The organism is Streptomyces tuirus (assembly GCF_014701095.1).
In the GTDB taxonomy this organism is placed as follows: Bacteria; Actinomycetota; Actinomycetes; order Streptomycetales; family Streptomycetaceae; genus Streptomyces; species Streptomyces tuirus.
The window spans coordinates 2,764,496-2,787,708 of sequence record NZ_AP023439.1 but is presented as its reverse complement, the minus strand read 5'-3'; the positions used below and the strand labels follow the sequence as shown (position 1 = coordinate 2,787,708).

Annotated in this window: 26 protein-coding genes, 1 tRNA gene, 1 pseudogene and 1 riboswitch; of the genes and pseudogenes, 20 read left to right on the top strand and 8 right to left on the bottom strand. The window is 70.2% G+C overall.

The features are described from left to right. Window positions 1-100: 100 nt before the first annotated feature. Window positions 101-445, top strand: a complete 345-nt coding sequence (locus IGS69_RS12830) for a hypothetical protein (RefSeq protein ID WP_184558638.1) — start codon at window positions 101-103, stop codon at window positions 443-445. Between the two features lie 28 nt (window positions 446-473). Here the strand turns inward: IGS69_RS12830 and IGS69_RS12825 are convergent, their stop codons facing one another. Together IGS69_RS12825 and IGS69_RS12820 are read right to left on the bottom strand one after the other, a co-directional pair. Beyond that, the gene (locus IGS69_RS12825; protein WP_190899297.1) at window positions 474-1,064 is read right to left on the bottom strand and encodes a nicotinamidase; all 591 of its coding nucleotides are present in this window, start codon (window positions 1,062-1,064) and stop codon (window positions 474-476) included. Window positions 1,065-1,211: 147 nt separating this feature from the next. Then, window positions 1,212-2,609 (bottom strand): nicotinate phosphoribosyltransferase, encoded by a 1,398-nt coding sequence (locus IGS69_RS12820; protein WP_385864270.1) that lies wholly within the window; start codon window positions 2,607-2,609, stop codon window positions 1,212-1,214. 107 nt (window positions 2,610-2,716) lie between these two features. Between IGS69_RS12820 and clpS the strand changes: the two genes are divergently transcribed. From clpS to IGS69_RS12790, 7 genes are all read left to right on the top strand, one after another. Then, window positions 2,717-3,034: an ATP-dependent Clp protease adapter ClpS gene (gene clpS, locus IGS69_RS12815; RefSeq protein WP_190899293.1), complete on the top strand. Its 318-nt coding sequence runs from the start codon at window positions 2,717-2,719 to the stop codon at window positions 3,032-3,034. A gap of 32 nt (window positions 3,035-3,066) precedes the next feature. Beyond that, entirely contained in the window at window positions 3,067-3,675 is a 609-nt protein-coding gene (locus IGS69_RS12810) for a DUF2017 domain-containing protein (RefSeq protein WP_190899291.1), read from the top strand. Between the two features lie 364 nt (window positions 3,676-4,039). After that, window positions 4,040-5,467, top strand: coding sequence for an amino acid permease (locus tag IGS69_RS12805; RefSeq protein WP_190899289.1), 1,428 nt, complete (start codon window positions 4,040-4,042; stop codon window positions 5,465-5,467). 270 nt (window positions 5,468-5,737) lie between these two features. Further along, window positions 5,738-6,160, top strand: a complete 423-nt coding sequence (locus tag IGS69_RS12800) for a Mov34/MPN/PAD-1 family protein (protein WP_190899287.1) — start codon at window positions 5,738-5,740, stop codon at window positions 6,158-6,160. Window positions 6,161-6,272: 112 nt separating this feature from the next. After that, the gene (locus tag IGS69_RS35060; RefSeq protein ID WP_311688247.1) at window positions 6,273-6,368 is read left to right on the top strand and encodes a putative leader peptide; all 96 of its coding nucleotides are present in this window, start codon (window positions 6,273-6,275) and stop codon (window positions 6,366-6,368) included. Between the two features lie 115 nt (window positions 6,369-6,483). Continuing rightward, entirely contained in the window at window positions 6,484-6,762 is a 279-nt protein-coding gene (locus IGS69_RS12795; protein ID WP_190899285.1) for a MoaD/ThiS family protein, read from the top strand. 6 nt (window positions 6,763-6,768) lie between these two features. Beyond that, a complete protein-coding gene (locus tag IGS69_RS12790) occupies window positions 6,769-7,719 on the top strand; it encodes a PLP-dependent cysteine synthase family protein (protein ID WP_190899283.1) in 951 nt (316 codons plus the stop codon). A 339-nt stretch (window positions 7,720-8,058) separates the two neighbouring features. Here IGS69_RS12790 and IGS69_RS12785 read toward each other — a convergent pair whose 3' ends face one another. Beyond that, on the bottom strand, window positions 8,059-8,508 hold the full coding sequence (locus IGS69_RS12785) for a type II toxin-antitoxin system PemK/MazF family toxin (protein WP_190899282.1): 450 nt from the start codon (window positions 8,506-8,508) through the stop codon (window positions 8,059-8,061). A gap of 212 nt (window positions 8,509-8,720) precedes the next feature. On the opposite strand from IGS69_RS12785, the gene IGS69_RS12780 reads away from it, so the two are divergent. Next, complete coding sequence (locus IGS69_RS12780; protein WP_190899280.1) at window positions 8,721-9,473, top strand: MBL fold metallo-hydrolase; 753 nt, start codon at window positions 8,721-8,723, stop codon at window positions 9,471-9,473. Between the two features lie 64 nt (window positions 9,474-9,537). Here IGS69_RS12780 and IGS69_RS12775 read toward each other — a convergent pair whose 3' ends face one another. Next, a complete protein-coding gene (locus IGS69_RS12775; RefSeq protein ID WP_190899278.1) occupies window positions 9,538-10,800 on the bottom strand; it encodes a PTS transporter subunit EIIC in 1,263 nt (420 codons plus the stop codon). Between the two features lie 456 nt (window positions 10,801-11,256). Between IGS69_RS12775 and IGS69_RS12770 the strand changes: the two genes are divergently transcribed. From IGS69_RS12770 to rdgB, 4 genes are all read left to right on the top strand, one after another. Then, window positions 11,257-11,490 carry a glucose PTS transporter subunit EIIB gene (locus IGS69_RS12770; RefSeq protein WP_010039992.1) on the top strand — a complete coding sequence of 78 codons (234 nt, stop codon included), beginning with the start codon at window positions 11,257-11,259 and terminating at the stop codon, window positions 11,488-11,490. A gap of 126 nt (window positions 11,491-11,616) precedes the next feature. After that, a complete protein-coding gene (gene rph / locus IGS69_RS12765) occupies window positions 11,617-12,351 on the top strand; it encodes a ribonuclease PH (RefSeq protein WP_190899276.1) in 735 nt (244 codons plus the stop codon). A 144-nt stretch (window positions 12,352-12,495) separates the two neighbouring features. Further along, window positions 12,496-12,894, top strand: coding sequence for a hypothetical protein (locus tag IGS69_RS12760; RefSeq protein ID WP_190899274.1), 399 nt, complete (start codon window positions 12,496-12,498; stop codon window positions 12,892-12,894). Window positions 12,895-13,027: 133 nt separating this feature from the next. Continuing rightward, window positions 13,028-13,630 (top strand): RdgB/HAM1 family non-canonical purine NTP pyrophosphatase, encoded by a 603-nt coding sequence (gene rdgB / locus IGS69_RS12755; protein WP_190899272.1) that lies wholly within the window; start codon window positions 13,028-13,030, stop codon window positions 13,628-13,630. A 47-nt stretch (window positions 13,631-13,677) separates the two neighbouring features. Here the strand turns inward: rdgB and IGS69_RS12750 are convergent. The 3 genes from IGS69_RS12750 to bcp form a co-directional block, all read right to left on the bottom strand. Then, window positions 13,678-13,761, bottom strand: a tRNA-Leu gene (locus IGS69_RS12750). A gap of 54 nt (window positions 13,762-13,815) precedes the next feature. Continuing rightward, window positions 13,816-14,823, bottom strand: coding sequence for an HNH endonuclease signature motif containing protein (locus IGS69_RS12745; RefSeq protein WP_232543500.1), 1,008 nt, complete (start codon window positions 14,821-14,823; stop codon window positions 13,816-13,818). 144 nt (window positions 14,824-14,967) lie between these two features. Beyond that, window positions 14,968-15,435 carry a thioredoxin-dependent thiol peroxidase gene (gene bcp / locus IGS69_RS12740; RefSeq protein WP_190899270.1) on the bottom strand — a complete coding sequence of 156 codons (468 nt, stop codon included), beginning with the start codon at window positions 15,433-15,435 and terminating at the stop codon, window positions 14,968-14,970. A gap of 96 nt (window positions 15,436-15,531) precedes the next feature. Between bcp and IGS69_RS12735 the strand changes: the two genes are divergently transcribed. The 3 genes from IGS69_RS12735 (at window position 15,532) to IGS69_RS12725 (ending at window position 16,752) form a co-directional block, all read left to right on the top strand. Further along, window positions 15,532-15,861 (top strand): DUF3618 domain-containing protein, encoded by a 330-nt coding sequence (locus IGS69_RS12735; protein WP_190899268.1) that lies wholly within the window; start codon window positions 15,532-15,534, stop codon window positions 15,859-15,861. Window positions 15,862-15,905: 44 nt separating this feature from the next. Further along, window positions 15,906-16,262 carry a GroES family chaperonin gene (locus IGS69_RS12730; protein ID WP_030837851.1) on the top strand — a complete coding sequence of 119 codons (357 nt, stop codon included), beginning with the start codon at window positions 15,906-15,908 and terminating at the stop codon, window positions 16,260-16,262. Window positions 16,263-16,329: 67 nt separating this feature from the next. Then, a riboswitch (guanidine-III (ykkC-III) riboswitch) is annotated at window positions 16,330-16,397 on the top strand. A gap of 34 nt (window positions 16,398-16,431) precedes the next feature. Beyond that, the gene (locus IGS69_RS12725) at window positions 16,432-16,752 is read left to right on the top strand and encodes a DMT family transporter (protein WP_185014382.1); all 321 of its coding nucleotides are present in this window, start codon (window positions 16,432-16,434) and stop codon (window positions 16,750-16,752) included. A 189-nt stretch (window positions 16,753-16,941) separates the two neighbouring features. Here the strand turns inward: IGS69_RS12725 and IGS69_RS12720 are convergent, their stop codons facing one another. Continuing rightward, complete coding sequence (locus tag IGS69_RS12720; RefSeq protein ID WP_190899266.1) at window positions 16,942-19,350, bottom strand: transglycosylase domain-containing protein; 2,409 nt, start codon at window positions 19,348-19,350, stop codon at window positions 16,942-16,944. Between the two features lie 491 nt (window positions 19,351-19,841). On the opposite strand from IGS69_RS12720, the gene IGS69_RS12715 reads away from it, so the two are divergent. The 4 genes and pseudogenes from IGS69_RS12715 to IGS69_RS12700 all read left to right on the top strand — a co-directional run. Continuing rightward, complete coding sequence (locus IGS69_RS12715; protein ID WP_190904476.1) at window positions 19,842-20,642, top strand: ABC transporter permease; 801 nt, start codon at window positions 19,842-19,844, stop codon at window positions 20,640-20,642. Continuing rightward, a complete protein-coding gene (locus IGS69_RS12710; RefSeq protein WP_190899264.1) occupies window positions 20,635-21,456 on the top strand; it encodes an ABC transporter permease in 822 nt (273 codons plus the stop codon). The genes IGS69_RS12715 and IGS69_RS12710 overlap by 8 nt, the downstream gene beginning before the upstream one ends. 1 nt (window position 21,457) lies before the next feature. Further along, on the top strand, window positions 21,458-22,465 hold the full coding sequence (locus IGS69_RS12705; RefSeq protein WP_232543499.1) for an ABC transporter ATP-binding protein: 1,008 nt from the start codon (window positions 21,458-21,460) through the stop codon (window positions 22,463-22,465). A gap of 33 nt (window positions 22,466-22,498) precedes the next feature. After that, window positions 22,499-23,191 (top strand): annotated as a pseudogene (locus IGS69_RS12700) (DUF1707 SHOCT-like domain-containing protein); the annotation flags it as partial. Window positions 23,192-23,213 lie beyond the last annotated feature (22 nt).

The following is a 23,213-nucleotide window of genomic DNA, read 5'->3' as shown; positions in this document are numbered from 1 at the left end:
CATCATCGGCGGTGACCCACTGGCGGGTCACCGCCGATCCGTGTTTAGGTGCGTCCTGTGGCTCTCTTATTGACACCGACCGACACGGGGGGATGAGCGCATGGCCGCAGGAGGCTTCTGCAAGCTGCCGAACGGCACGGTGGTGGTGGCACTGAACCTGCCCAGCCCCGCCGTCGACGGCCCCGGCGCCGTCCGCGTCCTCGTCCACTCCGTGAACCGCGCCCGGGCCCTGACCAGGCTCCGCAACCTCGGTCTGCGGTCGGTCTACCTGCGCGGCAACGCCGCCCCGCCGACCCCCGACGAGATCACCGCGGTCCTGCACCACCCCGACGGCCTGATATGGCGCACGGCCCCCGACAACGGTGTCGCGTCCAGCCCGGACCTGGTCCAGGAGCTGTGGCGCCCGATCCGGGCCCTCCTCAGGCGCCCGACGGCCCAGACCTGACCCGCGGTGCCCGCCGGGAGCCGCGCGGCTACTGCACGACCGGCTTGCCCGACAGCTCCACGCCCGCCCCGCGCAGCTCCTCCAGGGCCCGCTCGGTGCTCTCCTGAGCCACCCCGGCCGTCAGGTCCAGCAGGACCTGCGTACGGAAGCCCTCCCGGGCGGCGTCCAGCGCCGTGGCGCGTACGCAGTGGTCCGTGGCGATGCCGACCACGTCGACCTCGGTGACGTCGCGGGAGCGCAGCCAGTCGGCCAGCGGCGTGCCGTTCTCGTCCGCGCCCTCGAAACCGCTGTACGCCGCCGCGTACGCCCCCTTGTCGAACACCGCGTCGATCGAGCCGGAGGCGACGGCGGGGGCGAAGTTCGGGTGGAAGCCGACGCCCTCGGTGCCGGCCACGCAGTGCGCGGGCCAGGAGCGGGCGTAGTCCGGGTTGGTGGAGAAGTGGCCGCCGGGGGCGATGTGGTGGTCGCGAGTGGCTACGACGTGCTGGTAGCCGGACCCGGCCGCCTGCCCGATCAGCTCCGTGACGGCGGCGGCCACATCGGCACCGCCGGACACCGCGAGGCTGCCCCCCTCGCAGAAGTCGTTCTGCACATCGACGACGATCAAGGCGCGGCGCATGGTCGGTGTCCTTCGGCTATGAGGTCGGCAAGCCCGGCCGGTGAACCACCGAGCCTATTGACAAGGGGGAGCGGACGGGAGGGGGCGCGGGTCGGTCGGCGCATCACGGCACACCCCCGGGCACCGCACTGCACGTTCGAACACCCCCTAGCTACCCGAGCTGTCGTGCAGGTACTCCGTGGGAAGGACGGGCTCCCCGCGTGAGAGCTGTGTGGCCGACATCGGGAGACCCGCGCGCGCCTTCATGTGCCGTTCGCGCGCCGCGTCCAGGGGCTCACGCGCCACCACCTCGCCCCCCTTGACCAGCTCCACCAGCAGCTGCCGGTCCGCGAGCGCGGCCGGCACCGGCCCGGTGCCGAGCACTTCGGCCTCGGCGACCCCGTGGGAGTCCAGCCGCCGCGCGGCCCACTTGCGTCCGCCGATCGACGTCTTGCCCCCGGTGGTCTTCTTCGCCACCGGCAGCAGTGGCGCCTTCGGGTCGGCGGACTCGGCCCGCGCGACCAGCTTGTAGACCATCGAGGAGGTCGGGTGGCCGGAGCCGGTCACCAGCTGCGTACCGACGCCGTACGCGTCCACCGGTGCCGCCGCCAGCGAGGCGATCGCGTACTCGTCCAGGTCCGAGGTCACGACGATCTTCGTCTCGGTCGCGCCCAGCTCGTCGAGCTGCTGGCGTACCCGGTGCGCCACCAGCAGCAGGTCGCCGGAGTCGATCCGCACCGCGCCCAGATCGGTCCCGGCGATCTCGACGGCCGCGCGGACCGCCTCGGCGACGTCGTAGGTGTCCACCAGCAGGGTGGTGCCCCGGCCCAGCGTGGTCACCTGGGCCTGGAAGGCGTCCCGCTCGCTGTCGTGCAGCAGGGTGAAGGCGTGCGCGGAGGTGCCGACGGTCGGGATGCCGTAGCGGAAGCCCGCCGCGAGGTCGGAGGTGGTCGCGAAACCGCCGACGTACGCGGCCCGGGAGGCCGCCACCGCCGCCAGCTCGTGTGTGCGCCGGGCGCCCATCTCGATCAGCGGCCGGTCACCGGCGGCCGCCGACATGCGCGAGGCGGCCGAGGCGATCGCCGAGTCGTGGTTGAGGATCGACAGGATCACGGTCTCCAGCAGCACGCACTCGGCGAAGGAGCCCTCCACCCGCATGATCGGCGAGCCCGGGAAGTACACCTCGCCCTCGGGGTAGCCCCAGATGTCGCCGCGGAACCGGTAGCCCGCCAGCCACTCCAGGGTCTGCTCGTCGACGATCTCCCGCTCGCGCAGGAAGCTCAGCACGGCCGGGTCGAAGCGGAAGTTCTCCACCGCGTCCAGCACCCGTCCGGTGCCGGCCACGACGCCGTAGCGGCGCCCGTTCGGCAGCCGCCGGGTGAAGACCTCGAAGACGCTCCGCCGCTCGGCCGTGCCCCCCGCCAGGGCGGCCCGCAGCATCGTCAGCTCGTACTGGTCCGTGAAGAGCGCCGTCGAGGGAACGCCCACCCGTCGCCCACCACCACCCTCCCGAGGAAGCGCTTCGCGCCCTTCTTCTTCCGGCAGCCCAAGGTCCGCTGTGTTCATGGTGAGGAGCGTACCCCCATTTCGTCAATCTGACGATTGCAGTCCCGGGTGACGCGATCGCCTTGCGGCCAGGCCCGTTTGTGCGACTACCCCCCTCGGGTGGCAGCATGGTCAGTGTGACGTCACCCGCGCCCCTGGAGATCGAACGCACCGAGTCGGCGGAGGAGGTCTTCGCCGTACCCGAGCCGGACGTGCCGTGGGTCACCATCGTCCACAACGACCCGGTCAACCTCATGAGCTATGTGACGTACGTCTTCCAGTCGTACTTCGGCTACTCCAAGGACAAGGCCACCAAGCTCATGCTCGACGTCCACCACAAGGGCCGGGCGGTCGTCTCCAGCGGCAGCCGCGAGGAGATGGAACGCGACGTGCAGGCCATGCACGGCTACGGCCTGTGGGCCACCCTCCAGCAGGACCGCAAGTAGCCAGCTCCCCGCCCAGCAGCGAAAAGGCGTTCATGCCCGGAACCTTCGAACCGCTCCCCGGCGGCGGCGCGGCCGTCGCCCTCGACGACGTCGAGATCTCCATCATCCGGTCGCTGGCCGTCCAGCTCCTGGAGCTCATCGGCCCCGGCCCCGCCGAGGACACCCCCGACGACCCGCTCGCCGAGCTGTTCGCACAGGGCCCGAGCGAGCCGCCCACCGACCCGGTGCTGCGCCGGCTCTTCCCGGACGCCTACAGCGACCCCGAGGAGCCCGCCTCGCCCCGGGACGCCGAGGAGCAGCGGGCGCACTCCGCGGAGTTCCGGCGGTACACCGAGAACGACCTGCGGGCCGGCAAGCGGGACAGCGCCCTCGCGGTGATCCGCTCCCTCGACGCGCTCTCCTCGGCCGCGGCCGGCGAGGGCGGCGCGGTGCTGAAGCTGTCGCCGTCGGAGTCGCAGCAGTGGCTCGGCGCGCTGAACGACCTGCGGCTCGCGATCGGCTCGCGGCTGGAGATCACCGAGGACGAGGACACCGACTTCCTCTACCGCCTCCCGGACGACGACCCCCGCAAGCCGATGGTGATGGCCTACCTCTGGCTGGGTGGACTCCAGGAGACGCTGGTCGGAACCCTTATGGCCTGATCAGTGCAGGTTTTGTGACCGCTGGGTGACCGATCGGTGTTCGCTCAGAGGACACTCAAATCCGGATAACGATCGCGTCACCGCACCCGCGTCCTATGGCCCCCTCGAAAGCGTTTTGTCCGCTTCTTCCTGTGCGGTGCGCCACATCCCACCCCTGTGATCAGTGTTGCGGCCGTGATAAATCTTCACGACCGCCCGGCAGAACACCACCCGAATGTTCCGCCGGGTGCGCCACCGAGCCGGCAACCGCCGGCCAGGCACGAGCGGGCTTCCGGGCCCGCTCAGCTCCATCATTCCGGGGGGATCGAAACCCGATCCGAGGCCGACGAGGGCCCGGATCGGCATGGAGAAAGGCGCACCACACATGACCTCTGCGCAGGTCGAATCGGAAAACGTCTCCGAAGAGGGGTACGAGCGCGGACTCGGCAGCCGCCAGGTCCAGATGATCGCGATCGGCGGCGCCATCGGCGTCGGCCTGTTCATGGGCGCCGGTGCGAACATCGCCAAGGCCGGCCCCAGCATCATCCTCATGTACGCCCTCGCCGGCGTCGTGATCTTCTTCATCATGCGGGCCCTGGGCGAGCTGCTCCTCTACCGGCCCGTCTCCGGCTCCTTCGCCGAGTACGCCCGCGAGTTCCTCGGCCCGTTCTTCGGGTTCGTCACGGGCTGGACCTACTGGCTCATGTGGGTGGTGACCGGCATGGCCGAGCTCACCGCCGCCGCGATCTACATCCACTTCTGGTTCCCCGAGATCCCGCAATGGGTCAGCGCCCTGGTCTTCCTGGTGGTGCTCTTCGGCGTCAACCTGATCTCCGTCAAGATCTTCGGCGAGGTCGAGTTCTGGTTCTCGATGATCAAGGTCACGGCCATCATCGGCATGATCGTCATCGGTCTCGGCGTGCTCACCCTCGGCTTCTCCGACGCCGGTGACACCGCCACCGTCTCCAACCTCTGGGCGCACGACGGCTTCTTCCCGAACGGCATCGGCTCCAGCCTGATGACGCTCCAGGGCGTCATGTTCGCCTACCTCGCCGTCGAGCTCGTCGGCGTCACCGCGGGCGAGTCCGAGAACCCCGAGAAGACCCTGCCCAAGGCCATCAACACCCTGCCCTGGCGCATCATCGTCTTCTACGTCGGCGCCCTGCTGGTGATCCTGTCCGTCGTGAAGTGGACCGAGTTCTCCGCCGGCGAGAGCCCCTTCGTCCACGCCTTCGGCAAGATCGGCATCCCGCTCGCCGCGGGCATCGTCAACTTCGTGGTGCTCACCGCGGCCCTGTCGTCCTGCAACTCGGGCATGTACTCCACCGGCCGCATGCTGCGCGACCTGGCCGCCAACAGCGAGGCCCCGCAGGCGTTCGGCAAGCTCAACGCCCGCAAGACGCCCGCCGTCGGCATCACGGTCTCCGTCGCGCTCATGGGCATCGGCGTCGTCCTGAACTACGTCGTCCCGGAGAAGGCGTTCCTCTACGTCACCTCCGTCGCCACCGCGGCCGGCATCTGGACCTGGATGATGATCCTCGTCAGCCACATCCGCTACCGCGCAGCGGTCGACGCGGGCCGGCTGCGCGCCTCGTCCTTCCCCGCTCCCGGCGGCGCGCTCTTCAGCTGGGTCGCGCTCCTCTTCCTCATCGGCGTGACCTGCATGATCGCGTACGACAAGGACGCGCGGGTCTGCCTGTACGTCGCGGCCGGCTGGGCGGTCGCCCTCGGCGTCGGCTGGAGGGTCCTCAAGAGCCGCAACCCGCGGATCACCGAGCGCCGCGGCGACGCGGAGTTCGAGAAGGTCGGCTAGGCGCTTCGCCGGAAGAGCCTGTCAGGCGGGTGCCGGGCGAGGCCGGCGGCTGCCCGCGGCATCGCCGTGGCTGGCCGCGCCCCGCGGCTGAGCCGCGGATCGACACCGCCCCGCGCCCCTGGCGGCGCTGCCGAGCAGCCTCTCCCAGGACGCCCAGCGGCGGGGAGCACTCGTGGCACTCCCCGCCGCTGCCGCTCAGGGCGTCCGGCATATGGGCCGTTCCGTACCATTCCTCGGTACGGAACGGCCCTTCTGCTTATCCTTGCCGGCATGCTGACCATCACCCAGGCCCTCGTCGACCAGATCGTCGCCCACGCGCGCAAGGACCACCCCGACGAGGCGTGCGGCGTCGTCGCCGGCCCGGCGGGCTCGGACCGCCCCGAGCGCTTCATCCCGATGCTCAACGCGGCCATGTCGCCCACGTTCTACGAATTCGACTCCGGCGACCTGCTCAAGCTCTACCGCGAGATGGACGACCGCGACGAGGAGCCGGTGGTGATCTACCATTCCCACACCGCGACCGAGGCCTACCCCTCGCGCACCGACATCTCCTACGCCAACGAGCCCGGCGCGCACTACGTCCTCGTCTCCACCGCCGACACCGACGGTGCCGGCGAGTTCCAGTTCCGCTCCTTCCGTATCGTCGAGGGCGAGGTCACGGAGGAGGAGGTCAGGGTGGTCGAGGCCTACTGAGGACGTCTGAGCAGAGCGGTCTGAGCAGGGCGGTCTCACTCCCCGGCCCGAAAACGTCCGGCATGTGGGATCACATTCCAGGGCCCGGACCGGGAATCGATACGATGAGCCCATGGTTTTCCATGACGTGAGCGAAAAGACGCCGGGCGATCTGCTCGTGGCGCGGCTGCACGTCGACCTGTGCAGGCTCGCCAGCGCCATCTGTTGACGCCCGTCCCTGCCGCCGAACGGCCGTGAGCCGCGGCGCTGCACACACGCACCACCCGTTGTTCCTGCGCTGCCGCGCGCCCCGACCGACTACTCCCGACAGGAGCCCTGAAGCCATGGCCATCGAGGTCCGCATCCCGACCATCCTCCGTACCTACACCGACGGTCAGAAGGCAGTGGAAGGCACGGGGGACACCCTCGCCGAGCTCTTCACCGACCTCGAGACCCGGCACGCCGGCATCCGGGCCCGCATCGTGGACGGCGACAGCCTGCGCCGCTTCGTCAACGTCTACCTGAACGACGAGGACGTCCGCTTCCTCGACGGCATCAACACCAAGCTGTCGGACGGCGACAACGTCACGATCCTGCCGGCCGTCGCCGGCGGCATGGTCTGATCACCGATGCGTTACGACTCCCCCCTGGCCGCGGTCGGCAACACCCCCCTGGTGCGCCTGCCGCGGCTGTCGCCGTCCGCCGACGTCCGCATCTGGGCGAAGCTGGAGGACCGCAACCCGACCGGCTCGGTCAAGGACCGGCCCGCCCTGCACATGATCGAGCAGGCGGAGAAGGACGGCCGGCTCACCCCCGGCTGCACGATCCTGGAGCCGACCTCGGGCAACACCGGCATCTCCCTGGCGATGGCGGCGAAGCTCAAGGGCTACCGCATCGTCTGCGTGATGCCGGAGAACACCTCGCAGGAACGCCGGGACCTGCTGGGCATGTGGGGCGCGGAGATCATCTCCTCCCCGGCGGCGGGCGGCTCCAACACCGCCGTACGCGTCGCCAAGGAGCTCTCGGCCGAGCACCCCGACTGGGTGATGCTCTACCAGTACGGCAACCCGGACAACGCGGGCGCCCACTACGCGACGACGGGCCCCGAGATCCTCGCCGACCTGCCCTCCGTCACCCACTTCGTGGCGGGCCTCGGCACCACCGGCACCCTCATGGGCGTCGGCCGCTTCCTGCGCGAGCACAAGCCGGACGTCCAGATCGTCGCGGCGGAACCGCGCTACGACGACCTGGTCTACGGCCTGCGCAACCTCGACGAGGGCTTCGTCCCCGAGCTGTACGACGCGTCCGTGCTCACCACCCGCTTCTCGGTCGGCTCGGCGGACGCGGTCACCCGCACCCGCGAGCTGCTCCAGCAGGAGGGCATCTTCGCCGGCGTCTCCACGGGCGCGGCGCTGCACGCCGCGATCGGCGTGGGCAGGAAGGCCGTCAAGGCGGGGGAGCCCGCCGACATCGTCTTCGTCGTCGCCGACGGCGGCTGGAAGTACCTCTCGACGGGCGTCTACACGGCGGCCACCACGGAGGAGGCCATCGACACGCTCCAGGGCCAGCTCTGGGCGTAGCCGACGCGGGACACCGACCGACACGACGACCTACCGAGGGCCGGAGCCACGACTCCGGCCCTCGCCGCGTACCCGGCCGCCGCCGGGGCGAGTTCCGCTTCTCCGCGCACCCTCAGCTCGCCGACGGGCTCTGGCCTGTTGCGTCGGTTCCGCCACCGGGACCGCTCCTGCCCTAGGAGCGGTCCGGGTTCGGCTCGCCGGGAAGCCCCCGGTTCTTCGCGCGCCCTCAGCTCGCCGACGGGCTCTGGCCTCTTGCGTCGGTTCCGCCACCGGGACCGCTCCTGCCCTAGGAGCGCGCGGGTTCGGCTTGCCGGGAAGCCCCCGGCCCCCGGCGCCCGTTCAGCCCGCCAGATAGCGCACCTGGTTCCACAGTGCCGGATCCACTATGCCCACCCGCCGCCGGAAGCCCCACACCGGGACCTCGCGCAGCTCGTCCGTCTCCAGGAAACTCGCGCGGTTCTGGGCGTCACCGACCGAGCCAGGGGGCAGGGGGATCACCCCGGACCGCTCGTCGCGGAACCGGGTGGTGATCTTCGCGACCGTCGCCCGCTCGCCGCGCACCGCCAGCACCAGACAGGGCCGGTCCTTCGTACGGGCCTCGTCCTCGTAGGGCACGTCCGCCCACCAGATCTCCGCCGGCTGCGGCCGGCTCTCCGGCGTCGCGGCCGGTGCCGCGGTCCGGACCCGCCGGGCCGACGGCCGGCGCCCCCGGCCCCAGCCGTCGACGAGCGTGGCGATGAGCGCGAGCAGCACCACCGCGGCGAGCGCCAGCCACCAGGACGTGTCCATACTGAGACGTTACCGGCGCTGTCCCCGCCACGCGCCCCCCTCGCGAGGATCACCCCCCGGCGCTGCCAGCCGAACCGGTGACACCACAGGTGAGTTCGCCCACAACAGGCCTTGGCGGAGGAGCTACCGGAGGTTTTGCGCCTTACGCTCGACGGACCGCACGACCCCCGACGCCCCTCTCAGACATTCCCGCCAGCGGAGGTTTCTGCTTCATGAAGCTCACCGTCGTCGGCTGCTCGGGGTCGTTCCCCTCCGCGGAATCGGCCTGCTCGAGCTACCTCGTAGAGGCCGACGGCTTCCGGCTGCTTCTCGACATGGGCAACGGTGCCCTGGGCGAGTTGCAGCGCCACTGCGGTCTCTACGACCTCGACGCGATCTTCCTCAGTCATCTGCACGCCGACCACTGCATCGACATGTGCGCGTACTTCGTCGCGCGCTACTACCGCCACGACGGCGGCCGCTGCGATCCCCTCCCCGTCTTCGGCCCCGAAGGCACGGAACACCGGCTGACCACCGCCTACGCGCACACCCCCTCCGCCTCGTCCATGAGCGAGGTCTTCGACTTCCACACGGTCAAGCCGTCCACGTTCGAGATCGGCCCGTTCACGGTCCACACCGAGCTCGTGGCCCACCCCGTGGAGGCCTACGGCATCCGCATCGAGCACGGCGGCAGGGTCCTGACGTACTCCGGCGACACCGGAGTGAGCCCCGCGCTGGACGAACTCGCCCGGGACGCCGACCTGTTCCTGTGCGAGGCCGCGTTCACGCACGGCAAGGAGAACATCCCCGACCTGCACCTCAACGGCCGCGAGGCGGGTCAGACGGCGGCCCGGGCCGGTGCCCGCCGCCTGGTGCTCACCCACGTCCCGCCATGGACGGACCCCCAGGTCAACGTCGCCGACGCCCGCGAGGTGTACGACGGTCCCGTGGACCTCGCCGCGCCCCGGCAGACGTACGAGATCTAGCGCCCGCACGCGCGAAGGCCCCGGAACCCGAGCGGGTTCCGGGGCCTTCGCGCGTGGCGTGGGCCTACTTGGCCTCCGCCTTCTGCAGCTCGGCGAGTTCCTCGTCGGACTCCCGGCCCGGCGTCGGCAGGTTGAACTTGGTGATCGCGAAGCGGAACACCACGTAGTACACCGCCGCGAAGCACAGGCCGACCAGGGCCAGACCCCACGGGTTGGTCGCGATGCCCAGGTTCAGAGCGAAGTCGATGGCGCCGGCCGAGAAGCCGAAGCCGTCCTTCATCCCGAGCGCCCAGGTCAGCGCCATCGAGACACCGGTCAGCACGGCGTGGATCGCGTAGAGCACCGGGGCGATGAACATGAAGGTGAACTCGATGGGCTCGGTGACGCCCGTGACGAACGACGTCAGCGCGAGGGAGAACATCATGCCGCCGACGATCTTGCGGCGCTCGGGCCGGGCGCAGTGCACGATCGCCAGGCACGCGGCCGGCAGGGCGAACATCATGATCGGGAAGAAGCCGGTCATGAACTGTCCCGCGGTCGGGTCGCCGGCCAGGAAGCGGGCGATGTCACCGCTCTTGCCCTCGTACTCGCCGGCCTGGAGCCATGGGAAGGAGTTCAGCAGGTGGTGCATGCCGACCGGGATCAGCGCACGGTTGGCGACACCGAAGATGCCCGCGCCGACGGCGCCGGAACCCACCAGCCACTCACCGAGGTTGTGCAGGCCCGCGCCCAGGACCGGCCAGATGTAGCCGAAGACGACGCCGATGATCAGACCCGCGAAGGCCGACAGGATCGGGACCAGACGGCGGCCGCCGAAGAAGCCGGCCCAGTCGGGCAGTTTGGTGCGGTAGAAGCGCTGGTAGAGCAGGGCGACGACGATGCCCATGACCACACCGCCGAGGACACCGGCGTTGACCGCCTTCTCCACCATGACGACCTTGCCGTCGACCGCGGTCGGCACCTTCGGCTGGTTCGGGTCGGTGAAGGTGGCGAGCACCCGCTGGAAGACCAGGTAACCGGTGACGGCGGCGAGCGCCGTGGAACCGTCCGACTTCTTGGCGAAACCGATCGCGATGCCCACCGCGAACAGCAGCGCCATGTTGTCGAGGATCGCGTTGCCGCCCGCGGCCATGAAGCTCGCGATCTTCGTCAGGAACGCGGGGAAATCGGGACGGCCCAGCATGTCGTCGTTGCCGAGCCGGACCAGCAGGGCGGCGGCGGGCAGTACCGCGACGGGCAGCATCAGGCTGCGGCCGATGCGCTGCATGACGGCCATCACGGCCGACCCCTTCTTCGGGCTCGCGGGCGCGGCTGTGGCTGTGGACATGAGCTTCCTCCAGGGGGCACGGCGCCGCCCAGGGAGAATGCAGCGGGGGACGGCGGCGTCTCAAAGAAAGGGGAACGCGGACGTCACCGCGCGACCTCCACCAGTGAGTGGTGTAGACCAGTTGTAGCACGGTAGGTCGAACGAGTGGAACCCGCCAATTCCGCCCCATCGAGACGATCAAGCCGTGGCGCTGTCCCCGACCTCCTCGGCCGGCTCACGCCCCGGAGTCCCCGGATCGAACCTCGTGATCGCGAACTGGGCTTCAGGCGTCAGGCGTCAGGCTTCGGGCTGTCGGCCAGAGGGCTTTTGTCGAGAGGCGGGCTCGTGGTGTAGACCAGTCGTTCGACGGTCGCACGAACGTGACGCCATCCTTCGGCACACACGACTGGGCCGCTCGCGAAGATGGGCCAACTGTGGGTTACTGCGACAAAGCGGTTCGGATCAGGGAGAACGAACATGGCCACCAAGGCTGAGAAGATCGTTGCCGGGCTCGGCGGCATCGACAACATCGAAGAGGTCGAAGGCTGCATCACCCGCCTGCGCACCGAGGTCGTGGACCCCGCCAAGGTCGACGAGACCGCCCTGAAGGCCGCCGGCGCCCACGGCGTCGTCAAGATGGGCAGCGCGATCCAGGTCGTCATCGGCACCGACGCCGACCCCATCGCGGCGGAGATCGAAGACATGATGTGAAGAGCGGGGATCGTCCCGGGCTTCCTCCCCTGACAGACCCCTGACAGGCCCCCGAGGTCAGCGGTGCGCACGGGCTCCTCCCCACCGGGAAGGGGCCCCTCCGCACGTACGGATAGGCTCAGCCGCATGTCTCGAATCGACGGCCGCACCCCCCAGCAGCTCCGCCCCATCACCATCGAGCGCGGCTGGAGCAAGCACGCCGAAGGCTCCGTCCTCGTCTCCTTCGGCGACACCAAGGTCTTCTGCACCGCCTCCGTCACCGAAGGCGTCCCGCGCTGGCGCAAGGGCAGCGGAGAAGGCTGGGTCACCGCCGAATACTCCATGCTGCCCCGCGCCACCAACACCCGCGGCGACCGCGAGTCCGTCAGGGGCCGCATCGGCGGCCGCACCCACGAGATCAGCCGCCTCATCGGACGCTCCCTGCGCGCCGTCATCGACTACAAGGCCCTCGGCGAGAACACCATCGTCCTCGACTGCGACGTCCTCCAGGCCGACGGCGGCACCCGCACCGCGGCCATCACCGGCGCCTACGTCGCACTCGCCGACGCCGTCGCCTGGGCCCAGGGCAAGAAGCTCATCAAGGCCGGCCGCAAGCCCCTCACCGGCACCGTCTCCGCCGTCTCCGTCGGCATCGTCGGCGGCGTCCCCCTCCTCGACCTCTGCTACGAGGAGGACGTCAAGGCCGACACCGACATGAACGTCGTCTGCACCGGCGACGGCCGCTTCGTCGAGGTCCAGGGCACCGCCGAAGCCGAACCCTTCGCCCGCGACGAACTCAACGCCCTCCTCGACCTCGCCGTCACCGGCTGCGACGAACTCGCCGCCCTCCAGCGCGCCGCGCTCGCCGTCCTCGAAAAGTAAAAGGCACACCAAGCGAGGTGCTCGGCGCGGGCAACCGTGCCGAGCACACTCGCGTCTGAAGGAGTACGGGCGCACGGCTCATCCCTGTGCGCCCGGCCAGCCGCGCGGGCCCGACCGGCCCCGCCGAACGAGAGGGACCGCTCCATGGCCGCGAGCCGCCGACGCCGCACCGCAGCCGTCGCCGCCACCCTGGCGGCCGTCGCGCTGACCGCCGGACTCACCACCGGCTGCGCCGCCGTCGACAAGGCGCTGGACTGCGTCCAGACCGCCGACGCCATCGCCGACAGCGTCACGGAACTCCAGCAGGCGGTCGACAGCGCGGCCGACGACCCGACCCAGGTCGACGAGTCCCTCGACTCCATCGACCAGAACCTCGGCGAGATCGGCGACAAGACCGACAACGCGGACGTCAGCAAGGCCGTCGACGACCTGAACAAGGCCGTCGACAACGTCCGCACCTCGATCAAGAACGGCGACGAGACGCCCGACATCAGCCCCGTCACGGACGCGGCGGGCGAACTGACGAAGGTGTGCACGCCGTAACGCTGCGCGGGCTGGGCCGGGCTACTCGTATGCCGGGTATCCGTCGGTGGGCGCGTGCTGGTGCGTGGGGGCTGATCGCGCAGTTCCCCGCGCCCCTGACGGGGCACGATCCGGCCCCGGCAATACTGGGGGCATGAGCCGCCTGATCCTCGCCACCCGTAACGCCGGGAAGATCACCGAACTTCGCGCGATCCTCGCCGACGCCGGGCTGCCCCACGAACTCGTCGGAGCCGACGCCTACCCGGACATCCCCGATGTCAAGGAAACGGGCGTGACGTTCGCCGAGAACGCCCTCCTCAAGGCCCACGCCCTGGCCCGGGCGACGGGACTCCCGGCCGTCGCCGACGACTCCGGCCTCTGCGTCGACGTCCTGGGCGGCGCCCCCGGCATCTTCTCCGCCCGCTGGTCCGGCCGCCACGGCGACGACAAGGCCAACCTGGACCTCCTCCTCGCCCAGCTCTCCGACATCGCCGACGAACACCGCGGCGCCCACTTCGCCTGCGCGGCGGCCCTCGCCCTGCCCGACGGCACGGAGCGGGTGGTGGAGGGCCAACTACGGGGCACGCTGCGCCACGAGCCGTCCGGCACGGGCGGCTTCGGCTACGACCCGATCCTCCAGCCGGAGGGCGAAACACGGACCTGCGCGGAGCTGACCCCCCAGGAGAAGAACGCGATCAGCCACCGGGGGAAGGCGTTCCGGGCGTTGGTGCCGGTGGTTCGGGAGCTGCTGGGCTGAAAATGCGTGAGAGGGGCCGCCCGGCTCGGGCGGCCCCTCTGTGCGTGTGCGGCCGGTGGGATTCGAACCCACACGGGCGTGAACCCACTGGGATCTAAACCCAGCATGACTGCCAATTCCATCACGGCCGCTCAAAAACGGTCATCGTGCTCGACCAGCAGCGTTCAGTGTACGGGTAGAGCCAGTTATGCGACGAGAGGTGCCTTCGTCTTCTGTCGGCACCACGTCTCTGTCAGCGCATGACAGTTCGGGCATAGGTATCTCAGGTTCTCTCGGCGGTTGTCGCGCCAGTCGCCGTTGATGTGGTCGATCTGCAACGTGATCGGCTGCCCCAGCCACTCGCCATTGTTGCCGCAGGTCTCACACGCGTATGGCACTCCGATCTCAACCAGGGCGCGGTGGAGCTGAGATCTGTTGGTCCGTCCTGCGTCCGGCGGCAGCACGGTCAGTACTCGGCGATACAAGGGCTCGGGAACAGGGCGCTCCGGGCGACCCCACGCCCTGCGCCTGAAGTGGCTCGTATCCAGGCCGAGCCGCGAAACCGCGCGCCGAACCCGTCGATGATTGGTGTCGTCCACTTCCAAACCGAGGCCGCGCATCACGTCGGCGTAGCTGGTGCAGCGCGCCACGACTTCACGGAGCCTGTTCTCGGGGATCGATACGCGTCGGTGGGAGAAGTGCCTGGTATCGATCCCCTGTCCCCGCAGCATGCGGCTCAAGGTCGCCCGCGAACGGCTGTCGTCCGGGACGCCCAGAGCGCGAGCCACACCGCGCACGCTGGTCGCTGTAGCCGCTGCTGTCTTGAGCTCCTCGGCAGTGAAGGGAAGGTCCAAGTCGGGCCTGTTGATGCCAGGGAAGTGGCTGACGTCGATACCTGCCGCGTGAATGCGCCGACGGATGTGCGACAGAGTACCGGTGGCCGGGTCGGCGCCCAGTCTCAGCGCTACTTCGCGCAGCGAGGATGACGAGGAGGCGGCTTCAGCGATGGCGGAGTCCGAGTACTTGCGCCACGGGCTGCGTTTGACGAAGTGACTCGTGTCGATCCCCTGCTCCGCTACCCGCCGTTGCAGCACACGCCGCTGTCCGCCGCTTGCTTTCAGGCCGAGCCGTCGCATCAGATCGGCCCAGTTGCGGGCACTGGCTACAGCAGATGCCAGTCGCTCCTCGCTATATGGACTCGGTGTGTTCCGCACGTCAATCGGCCCTCCATCCTCGACCACCCGTTCGCGGTCTCGCACGGAGTAACGAACCGTTTATCGGACGGTCACGCCCGAAAAGCGGAGCGGCTCGTACCGGACTCTCCGGTACGAGCCGCTTCCAGGGCGATCAGCGGGGTCTCAGACCCCCAGATCCTTGATGATCTTGGCCACGTGGCCCGTCGCCTTGACGTTGTACAGGGCGCGTTCGACCTTGCCCTCCTCGTCCACGACGATCGTGGAGCGGATGACGCCGACCACCGTCTTGCCGTAGAGCTTCTTCTCGCCGAAGGCGCCGTAGGACTCCAGGACCTGCTTGTCCGGGTCGGCGAGCAGGGTGACCTTCAGGGACTCCTTTTCGCGGAACTTGGCCAGCTTCTCCGGCTTGTCGGGGGAGATGCCGATGACGTCGTAGCCCGCGCCCGCGAGCAGCTCCAGGTTGTCCGTGAAGTCGCAGGCCTGCTTGGTGCAGCCGGGCGTGAGGGCGGCCGGGTAGAAGTACACGATGACCTTGCGGCCCTTGCGGTCCGACAGGGACACCTCGGTGCCGTCGGCGTCGGGCAGGGTGAAGGCAGGGGCCACGTCCCCCGGCTGGAGTCGCTCGCTCATCAGACCAGGGTAACCGGGGGTCGAGGCAGTGCGATGAGCCGTGGAGCTGACAGACTGTCCGGCACAGGCTTCACACCGACTTCGAAAGGCGACACGGTGGCGGACACGGCGGACACCAGGACCCCGGCGCAGATCGAGGCGGACATCAGGCGCCGCCGCGCGACCCTGGCCGAGACCCTCGACGAGATCGGGGTGCGGGTGCACCCGAAGACGATCGTCGGGGATGCCAAGGCCAGGGTCGCTTCCAACATCGACCACACCCTCGGGCGGGCCTACGTGGGGGTCAACCGGGCCGTCACGGACGTGCGGGCCCGGTTCGTGGACGAGGAGGGCGCGCCGCGGCTGGAGCGGGTCGTGCCCGTGGCGCTCGTCGTCGTGGGCGTGGTCGGGCTGCTCGCGTTCAGCACGCGGCGCCGCAAGGGCTGACCCGACTGCGTGCGTTCGCGGGGAAGACAGGTAGGTTTCAGGGCGTGAGCGCCAAGAGAAACGAGCACAGTACCCATCCGGACAAGCTGCCCATCCGGATGCTGCACGACCGCGTACTCGTGCGGCAGGACACCAGCGAGGGCGAGCGGCGTTCCGGCGGCGGCATCCTGATCCCCGCCACGGCCGCGGTCGGCCGGCGCCTGGCGTGGGCCGAGGTCGTCGCGGTGGGGCAGAACGTGCGGACCGTGGAGACGGGCGACCGGGTGCTGTACGACCCGGAGGACCGTGCCGAGGTCGAGGTGCGGGGGATCGCGTACGTGCTGATGCGCGAGCGTGATCTGCACGCCGTCGCCGCGGACCGGTTCGAGGGCGCCGAGGACTCGACCGGCCTGTACCTCTAGGGCCGGGCGGCAGGAGTGCGAAAGGGGCTGGTGGCCCTGGTCACCGGCCCCTTCGCCGTGCCGTGCGGCTTTGCTACGTTGGAGGAACCCCCGACGAGACGCGCCGTACCGGGATCAAGGCAAAGACGACGCACCGACACCGTCAGCCCGTTTCCCGGAGGTGCCCGTCATGGCCTGGGTTCTGCTCGTCGTCGCCGGTCTGCTCGAGGTCGGCTGGTCCATCGGCATGAAGTACACCGACGGCTTCACCCGCCCGTTGCCCAGTGTGCTCACGGGCGCCGGCATCGTCGCCAGCATGCTGCTGCTGTCGCAGGCCGCCAAGACCCTGCCCATCGGTACCGCCTACGGCGTGTGGGTGGGGATCGGTGCGGCCGGGGCGGCGGTGTTCGGCATGGCGGTGCTGGGTGAGCCGGCGACCGCCGCCCGGATCTTCTTCGTGTGCCTGCTGCTGGTCGCCGTGGTGGGGCTGAAGGCGACCAGCGGCCACTGAGAGGTCATGGCGCCGAAGGCGACCAGCGGACAACTGAGCCGCCATGGCGCCGAAGGCGGCCAGCGGACACCGAGCCGTCATGGCGCTGAAGGCGCCCGGCGGCCACTGACGGCGCCGGGCACGGCCTTCGCGCTACTCGCGGCGGGCGCCCTGCGGGACCACGCCCCAGCCGGGGCCGGTCCCTTCGCGCTACTCGCGGCGGGCGCCCTGCGGGACCACGCCCCAGCCGGGGCCGGTCGGGCCGCCCGTCTGGCCGCCGTCGCTCGTGTCGCCGCCACCGCCCTCCGTGGTGCCGCCGTCGGCCGTACCGCCGTCCGTCGTGCCGCCGTCGCTAGTGCCGCCGTCCGCGGTGCCTCCGCCGGTGGGGGACTCGCCGCCGGTGGTGCCGTCGGTGGTGCCGCCGTCGGTCGGGCCCTCGGTCTGCCCCTCGGGGGCGCTGGGGCTCTGGTCGGGCGTCTCGGTGGCGGTGTCCTCGCCGCCGGTGGTCGTGCCGCCGTCGGTGGTGCCGGTGGTCGGGTCGGCAGGGGCCTCGCTGCTGGGGGCCTGCGGGACGTCGGAGCCGGGCTGGAGCCTGAGGTCGAACTCCTTGGCGGGCTTGTTCTTGAGGGCGTCCTGGGTGTACTGCGTCCAGATCTCGGCGGGTGCTCCGCCGCCGTTGATGCGGGGCAGGCCCATGGCGCGGTAGAGCGACTTGTGGGCGGCGGTGACCGGGTCCTGGCCCATGACGGAGACGACGGTGGCGAGGTCGGGGGTGTAGCCCGCGAACCAGGCGGCCGTGTCCTCCTCGGCGGTGCCGGTCTTGCCGGCGACGGGGCGTCCCGCGGCCTGCGCGGCGGAGGCCGTGCCGTTCTGGACGACGCTGCGCAGCATCGAGGTGGTGGTGTCGGCGGCCTCGCGGCTCACGGCCTGCCGGGTGCGCCGCTCGGGCAGGTCGATCGGTGTGCCGCCCTTGGTGACCTTCTCCACGATCGTGTACGTGCCGTGCCGGCCGTGGTTGGCGAGGGTGGCGTAGGCCTCCGCCATGTCGAGGACGCTGGCCGTGGCGGTGCCGAGCGCGATGGCGGGGCCGTCGGCGAGGTCGGGGGTGGTTTCGGGGACACCGAGGTCGATCGCGGTCTGCTTGACCTTCGCGGGGCCGACGTCGGCGGCCATCTGCGCGTACACCGAGTTCACGGAGCTGTCGGTGGCCTCGGTGACGGTGATGTCGCCGTAGGAGCGCTGGTCCTCGTTCTCGGGGGCGTAGGGGTCGCCGGTCCAGCCCTGCACGGGACGCTTGTTGGTGCCGTCGTAGATGGTGTTCGGGGTGATGACGCGGCCGTCCTGGGTCTCGGAGTGGTTCTCGACGGCCGAGGTGAACACGAACGGCTTGAAGGTGGAGCCGACCTGGAAGTCCCTGCGGGTGGCGTTGGGGGTGTACTGCTTGACGTAGTCGATGCCGTTATACATCGCCACGACCTTGCCGGTCCTGGGCTCGACGGAGGCGCCGCCGGCGCGGACGTAGGTGTCGACCTTGTTGTTCTTCTTGTCGAGCTTGGACATCAGCTTGTCGTTGACGGCCTTCACGAACGCGTCCTGCTTGCCCTTCTGCAGGGTCGTCGTGATGCGGTAGCCGCCGGCGTCGAGCCGGCCCTCGTCGATGATCTTGTTCTCGGTGAGGTAGTCCTTGACGATCCTCACGATGTAGCCGCGCTGTCCGGACATGCCGGTGGAGAGGGTGGACTCCTTCGGCATGGGGAACTTCATGCCGGTGCGCTCGGACTCGTCGAGCCAGCCCTTCTTGACCATGCCGTCCAGGACGTAGTTCCAGCGGGACTCGGCGGCCCCCCGGTTCTCGGGGTGGGCGACGACGTCGTACTGGCTGGGCGCGTTGACGAGCGCGGCGAGGTAGGCGGCGCGGCCCGCGTCGAGGTCCTTGGCGTCCTTGCCGTAGTAGGCCTGGGCGGCGGCCTGGATGCCGTAGGCGTTGCGGCCGAAGTAGCTGGTGTTGAGGTAGCCCTCGAGGATGTGGTCCTTGCTGACCTCGCGGTCCAGCTTGATCGCGATGAAGAACTCCTTGGCCTTGCGCGTGACGGTCTGTTCCTGGCGCAGGTAGTAGTTCTTCACGTACTGCTGGGTGATCGTGGAGCCGGACTGCTTGCCCTTGCCGAGGGCGGTGTTCCAGGCGGCGCGGACCATGGCCTTGGGGTCGACGGCGGACTCGGTGTAGAAGTCGCGGTCCTCGGCGGCCAGGATCGCGTGCTGGGCGTCCTTGGAGATCTGCGGGAGCGTGACGTTCTCGCGGTTGACCTCGCCGTCGCGGGCGATCACGGAGCCGTCCGCGTAGAGGTAGACGTTGGCCTGCTTGGTGGCGAGCGCGTTGGCCGGGGGGATTTTCACCAGCGAGTAGCCCAGGAGGAATCCGCCGGCCAGCAGCAGGACGACGATGACGAAGGCGCCGAGCGTCATGCGCCAGGTCGGGATGATCCGGCGCCAGCCGGTCCGCTTCGGTTTCCCGGCCGCGCTGGTCCCGGGCGTGCCCGGGTCGCCGTCGGCGTGTGCCTGCGGCTCTCTCGATGCCCAGCCCGGGTTCGGCTGCTGCGGCTGAGGCTCGTCACTCATGTCGTGCACGGACTCCTGTTTCGCGTCGTACGTCGTTCCCGTACGTCTCTGCTCGCTCTTGCGCCCCTGTGATGAAGACTGTCCCATCCGTTGATCAGTTCCCTGATCGAGGACCGGGTCGTGAGCCGTGTGGTGAGGCGGGCCGCATGTGAGTGGGTGCGCGGGCGGGCACGGGGTCAAACGCGCTGTTGCGTACGCCTGCCCGAATCGTGATCCCGCCTGCGCGACGTTCGCCCGAAGGGGGACACGGCCGTGGATCCAGGCGGCGGCTGTGCTCCGCCCGGCCGGCTCCGCCGCCACGCTGCTCGCCCTGGCCACGGGCGGCTCGGCCCACGCGGACGCAACGGATCGTACCGTCTGGGCCGGTGTTCACCCGCCGCGCGGCGCCCTTGCCGCTCACCGAAATTGTGTGGCACGCCCGTTCGCCGGACCACTAGGCTCCTGCGCTTCGGTGCCGGGCGGCGGGAAGGGCGGCGAGGCGGGCGGTGGATGTGGGCTCGGCACGGTTGTACGCGGCCGTCGCGGCGGGTGGGTTCCGGCGGTACGCGACGTACCGGGCGGCCACGCTGGCCGGGGTGTTCACCAATACGGTCTTCGGCGTCATCCTCGTCTACACGTATCTGGCGCTGTGGGACGAGAAGCCGCATCTCGGCGGGTACGACCAGGCGCAGGCGGTGACTTATGTGTGGCTGGGGCAGTGCCTGTACGCGACGCTGGCGATCCAGGGCGGCGGCGCGGAGAAGGATCTGATGGAGCGCATCCGCACCGGTGAGATCGCCGTCGACCTGTACCGGCCGGCCGATCTTCAACTGTGGTGGCTGGCGGGCGATGTGGGGCGGGCGTTGTTCCAGATGCTGGGGAGGGGCGTGATCCCGTTCCTGTTCGGTGCGGTCTTCTTCCCGATGGCGCTGCCGACGGAGGTCGCCGCGTGGGCGGCGTTCGTGGTCACGCTGCTGCTGGCGACGATCGTCAGCTTCGCGATCCGCTACCTGGCGGCGTTGAGCGTGTTCTGGCTGATGGACGGCATGGGGGTGAACCAGGTCCTGGTGGTCACGGGCATCTTCTTCTCGGGCATGGTGCTGCCGCTGAACGCCTTTCCGGGGGTCTTCGGGGAGATCGTGCGGGTGCTGCCGTGGGCGGCGCAGATCCAGATGCCGGCGGATGTGCTGATGGGGGAGACGGATCCGCTGCGGGCGTTCGCCTTCCAGGCGGCGTGGGCCGTGGCCCTGCTGACGGCGGGGCGGCTGGTGCAGTCGGCCGCGACGCGGCGGGTGGTGGTGCAGGGTGGCTGAGCGCGGTGTCCTGCTGGAGGGGTTGCGGGCCTACCGGATGATCGCCGGGATGTGGGTGCGCTCCAGCATGACCTACCGGACCTCCTTCGTCGTCACGGTGTTCGGCAATCTGACGGTCACGGGCCTGGACTTCGTGGCGATCCTGCTGATGTTCTCGCAGGTGGACTCGCTGGGCGGCTGGTCGCTGCCCGAAGTCGCCTTCCTCTACGGGCTGTCGGCGACGGCGTTCGGGATCGCCGACCTGGTGCTCGGCTCGATGGACGTGCTGGGCGCCCGGATGCGCGACGGCTCCTTCGACACGCTGCTGGTGCGACCGGCGCCGGTGCTCGCGCAGGTCGGGGCCGACCGGTTCGCGCTGCGCCGCCTGGGCCGGATCACCCAGGGCGCGGTGGTGCTGGGCTGGGCGCTGGTGTCGGTGGACGTCGACTGGAGCGCGGCGAAGGTGCTGCTGGTGCCGGTGATGGTGGTCAGCGGCGCGGCGATCTTCTCGGCGGTGTTCGTTGCGGGCGCGGCCTTCCAGATCTACGCGCAAGACGCGGCCGAGGTGCAGAACGCCTTCACCTACGGCGGCACGACGCTGTTGCAGTATCCGCCGTCGGTGTTCGGCAAGGACCTGGTGCGGGGCGTGACCTTCATGCTGCCGCTGGCCTTCGTCAACTGGGTGCCCGCCGCCTACGTGCTGGAGCGGCCGTACCCGATCGGGCTGCCCGGGTGGGCGGCCTTCGCCTCGCCGCTGGTGGCGGTGGCCTGCTGCGCCCTGGCCGGGCTGGCGTGGCGGACGGGGCTTCGTTCGTACCGGAGTACAGGGAGCTGAGTTGACCGGGTCGCAGAGCGGGTTGATCGAGCCGGCGAGCGGGTTCATCGAACTCGACGGTGTGGAGAAGGTCTTCGAGGTGCGCAAGAAGACCGGCTTCATGAAGCGGGAGCGGCGGCGGGTGCGGGCCGTCGACTCGATCTCCTTCCGGGTGGAGCGCGGCGAGATGGTCGGCTACATCGGCCCCAACGGCGCCGGGAAGTCCACCACGATCAAGATGCTGACCGGCATCCTCACCCCCAGCGCGGGCCGGCTGCGGGTGGCGGGCATCGACCCCTCCCGGGAGCGGACGCGGCTCGCGCACCGCATCGGCGTGGTGTTCGGGCAGCGTACGACGCTGTGGTGGGACCTGCCGCTGCTGGACTCCTACCGGCTGATGCACCGCATGTACCGGATCCCGGACGCCCGTTACCGGGAGAACCTCGACCGTCTGGTCGAACTCCTGGACCTGGGCGACCTGCTGGACGTGCCGGTACGGCAACTCTCCCTCGGCCAGCGGATGCGCGGCGACATCGCGGCGGCCCTGCTGCACGACCCGGAGGTCCTGTATCTGGACGAGCCGACGATCGGGCTGGACGTCGTCTCCAAGTCCAGGGTGCGGGAGTTCCTGCGGGAGTTGAACGCCGAGCGCGGCACCACGGTGCTGCTGACCACGCACGACCTCCAGGACATCGAGCAGTTGTGCAAGCGGGTGATGGTCATCGACCACGGGCGTCTGATGTACGACGGTCCGCTCGCCGGGCTGCACGAGGTCGGGGAGAGCGAGCGGACCCTGGTGGTGGACCTGGAGCGGGAACTGCCGCCGATCGACGCTCCGGCGCCCGCGCGGGTCGTCCGTGTGGAGGGCCCGCGCCAGTGGCTGGCGTTCCCGGCGGGGCAGTCGGCGGCGCCGCTCGTGGCGCGGATCGCGGCCGAGTACCCGCTGGTGGACCTGTCGGTGCGGGAGCCGGACATCGAGGCGGTCATCGCCACCATGTACGGGGAACAGGCCGAGCGGGCGATCTCGTAGCCCCCGGCGGGGTGAACTCGTAGGCTGCTGTGTATGACCGACGACGCCGTCCCGGACCTCCGAGCCTCCGACGCCGACCGTGAACAGGTCGCCGGCATCCTGCGGGACGCCCTCGCCGAGGGGCGCCTGGACATGGAGGAGTTCGAGGAGCGGCTCGACGCCACGTACAAGGCGCGGACGTACGGGGAACTGGCGCCGATCACCCGGGACCTGCCGGCCGCGGGCGTGACGGTCCCGGCGGTGTCCCTGACGAAGGACCCGGCCACCGGCCCGGACTGGTCCGGGCGGATCACCGGCGGCGAGGGGTCCTCCACGTGGGCCGTCGCCGTGATGTCCGGCTTCCAGCGCAAGGGGCGCTGGACGATGCCCCGGCGGTTCACCTGCTTCGCCTTCTGGGGCGGCGGGGAGATCGACCTGCGCGAGGCGGACTTCGCGGACCGCGAGGTCGAGATCAACGCCGTCGCGATCATGGGCGGGGTGGATGTGATCGTGCCGCCCGGGGTCGAGGTCGTCGTCCGTGGCATCGGCATCATGGGCGGCTTCGACCACCGCGAGGAGGGCGTGCCGGGTGAGCCGGGCGCGCCGCGGGTGATCGTGACCGGGTTCGCGCTGTGGGGCGGCGTCGGGGTGCAGCGGAAGCTGACCCGGGCGGAGAAGCTGCGCATCCGCGAGGAGCGGCGCCAGGAGAAGCTGGAGCGCAGGGCGGGGCGGCGGGAGCTGGACGGGGAGCGCTGAGCCCCGCGGACGC

Coding starts and splice junctions, on each gene's coding strand:
- IGS69_RS12805 (WP_190899289.1), top strand. CDS start 4,040: ATGACCTCTGCGCAGGTCGAATCGGAAAACGTCTCCGAAGAGGGGTAC.
- IGS69_RS12800 (WP_190899287.1), top strand. CDS start 5,738: ATGCTGACCATCACCCAGGCCCTCGTCGACCAGATCGTCGCCCACGCG.
- IGS69_RS12770 (WP_010039992.1), top strand. CDS start 11,257: ATGGCCACCAAGGCTGAGAAGATCGTTGCCGGGCTCGGCGGCATCGAC.
- IGS69_RS12790 (WP_190899283.1), top strand. CDS start 6,769: ATGCGTTACGACTCCCCCCTGGCCGCGGTCGGCAACACCCCCCTGGTG.
- IGS69_RS12760 (WP_190899274.1), top strand. CDS start 12,496: ATGGCCGCGAGCCGCCGACGCCGCACCGCAGCCGTCGCCGCCACCCTG.
- IGS69_RS12830 (WP_184558638.1), top strand. CDS start 101: ATGGCCGCAGGAGGCTTCTGCAAGCTGCCGAACGGCACGGTGGTGGTG.
- IGS69_RS12820 (WP_385864270.1), bottom strand. CDS start 2,609: ATGAACACAGCGGACCTTGGGCTGCCGGAAGAAGAAGGGCGCGAAGCG.
- IGS69_RS12725 (WP_185014382.1), top strand. CDS start 16,432: ATGGCCTGGGTTCTGCTCGTCGTCGCCGGTCTGCTCGAGGTCGGCTGG.
- rdgB (WP_190899272.1), top strand. CDS start 13,028: ATGAGCCGCCTGATCCTCGCCACCCGTAACGCCGGGAAGATCACCGAA.
- IGS69_RS12780 (WP_190899280.1), top strand. CDS start 8,721: ATGAAGCTCACCGTCGTCGGCTGCTCGGGGTCGTTCCCCTCCGCGGAA.
- IGS69_RS12785 (WP_190899282.1), bottom strand. CDS start 8,508: ATGGACACGTCCTGGTGGCTGGCGCTCGCCGCGGTGGTGCTGCTCGCG.
- clpS (WP_190899293.1), top strand. CDS start 2,717: ATGGTCAGTGTGACGTCACCCGCGCCCCTGGAGATCGAACGCACCGAG.
- bcp (WP_190899270.1), bottom strand. CDS start 15,435: ATGAGCGAGCGACTCCAGCCGGGGGACGTGGCCCCTGCCTTCACCCTG.
- IGS69_RS12795 (WP_190899285.1), top strand. CDS start 6,484: ATGGCCATCGAGGTCCGCATCCCGACCATCCTCCGTACCTACACCGAC.
- IGS69_RS12825 (WP_190899297.1), bottom strand. CDS start 1,064: ATGCGCCGCGCCTTGATCGTCGTCGATGTGCAGAACGACTTCTGCGAG.
- IGS69_RS12775 (WP_190899278.1), bottom strand. CDS start 10,800: ATGTCCACAGCCACAGCCGCGCCCGCGAGCCCGAAGAAGGGGTCGGCC.
- rph (WP_190899276.1), top strand. CDS start 11,617: ATGTCTCGAATCGACGGCCGCACCCCCCAGCAGCTCCGCCCCATCACC.
- IGS69_RS12720 (WP_190899266.1), bottom strand. CDS start 19,350: ATGAGTGACGAGCCTCAGCCGCAGCAGCCGAACCCGGGCTGGGCATCG.
- IGS69_RS12810 (WP_190899291.1), top strand. CDS start 3,067: ATGCCCGGAACCTTCGAACCGCTCCCCGGCGGCGGCGCGGCCGTCGCC.
- IGS69_RS35060 (WP_311688247.1), top strand. CDS start 6,273: ATGGTTTTCCATGACGTGAGCGAAAAGACGCCGGGCGATCTGCTCGTG.